Raw genomic sequence first — 1,675 nt, forward strand, 5'->3', positions numbered from 1 at the left:
CGGCGAAATTCCGGCCATGCCGAACTTCACCACCCCCAACCCGTACCTCGACCTGGACGGCTCCCCGTTCCGGGTGAACACCGCCGTCGAGCCGTGGCGGGCGCCGGCCGGGCAGCCCCGCCGGGCCGGGGTCAGCTCGTTCGGCATGTCCGGCAACAACACCCACGTGGTGGTGGAGGAGTACGTCCAGCGGGCGCTGGCGGTGCCGGTGCCGGGCCCGTACGCGTTGCCGCTTTCGGCGCGCGACGGCGAGCGACTGCGCGAGATGGCCGGCCGGCTCGCCGAGCATCTGGAGCGCGAGCGGCCGGTGCTGGCCGACGTGGCATACACCCTGCAGACCGGGCGTACCGCGATGGCCGCGCGGGCCGTGGTAGTCGCTGCCGACCACGACGACGCGGTACGCCGGCTGCGGCGGATCGCCGAGGGCGCGGTGGAGGAGCCGTCCGGCGCGGACCAGGCGCACCGGGTCGCGGCCCGGTTCGTGGCGGGGGAGGCGGTCGACTGGCGGCCGGCGCGTCGGGGTGACGGACGGATTGTCAGCCTGCCGACGTACCCGTTCGCCCGGGAAAAGGTACTGGTTCACCGACGTGACGCCGGGCGCGCCCGCCGGCCCCGCCGGCGTGACCAGCCGGGCCGGTGGCAAGTCCTCCGACCACCCGATGCTTGACGTCAACGTGTCCGACCTGAACGGGTTCTGCCAGCGGGCGGTGCTGGATCCGCAGGATTTCTACGTCCGCGACCACGTGGTGCGCGGGGAGCGGGTCCTGCCCGGCACGGCGCACCTGGAGTTGGCCCGCGCGGCCGGCGAGCTGGCCCGGCCGGACGCGACGGTCACCGCGCTGACCGGGGTGGTGTGGGTCCGTCCGGTGGTGGTCGGCGACAGACTGACGGTCGACGTCGCGCTGCGCGTCGAGGCGGACGGCCGGGTGGCGTTCGAGGTACGCGACGCTGGGGACCCGCAGGCCCGACCGTACTCCCGGGGAACGGTCGAGTACGGCGAACCGGTCGGCACGCCGGAGCGGATGGACCCCGCCGCGATCGCGGCCCGCTGCGTGCGAGTACGCGACGGCCGGGAGTGCTACGACGGCTTCGCCGCGGCCGGACTCGGCTACGGACCGGCGTTCCGGCTCATCCGCGAACTGCGCTACGGACCCGGCGAGGCGCTGGCCCGGCTGGAACTGCCGGCCGACCTGGCCGCCGGGACGGAGCGGTTCGGGCTGCACCCGTCGCTGCTCGACGCCGCCCTCCAGGCGGTCACCGGGGTCACCGGCGCGTCCGACGCCGAAACCTCGGGTGCCGCTGGTACCCCGGACGCCGGGCAGCTGCTCTACCTGCCCTACGCGGTCGGCCGGGTCGAGCCGTACGCGCCGCTGCCCGTCCACTGCTGGGCGTACGTCACCCCGTCGGCCGGGGCACCCACCGAGGGCGACCGGACGCGCTTCGACGTCCGGCTGCTCGACGACGACGGGCGGCTCCTCGTCGTCGTCCGGGACTTCGAGCTGCGACAGGTCGCTGCCCCACCGGAGAGTGTGGTGGTGGGTTTGGCCGAGCGGTGGGTGGTGGAGTCTGCGTCTTTGGGTGATGTGTCGGCGTGGTGTGTGTTGGTGGTTGGTGGTGATGATGCTGTGGTGTCGGTGTTGTCTGGTGTGGTGGGTCGGGTGGTGGTGGCTTCGCC

2 protein-coding genes are annotated in these 1,675 nt (G+C 73.9%); both read left to right on the plus strand.

What is annotated here, in order from left to right; all coding sequences use genetic code 11:
• On the plus strand, positions 1-667 hold a 667-nt coding region (locus MCAG_RS34035), incomplete at its 5' end, for a ketoacyl-synthetase C-terminal extension domain-containing protein (protein WP_304412204.1).
• Positions 660-1,675 (plus strand): polyketide synthase dehydratase domain-containing protein (locus MCAG_RS27060; RefSeq protein WP_198141658.1); only part of this gene is annotated, 1,016 nt, incomplete at its 3' end. The genes MCAG_RS34035 and MCAG_RS27060, both read left to right, overlap by 8 nt.

This window comes from Micromonospora sp. ATCC 39149, from assembly GCF_000158815.1.
In the GTDB taxonomy this organism is placed as follows: Bacteria; Actinomycetota; Actinomycetes; order Mycobacteriales; family Micromonosporaceae; genus Micromonospora.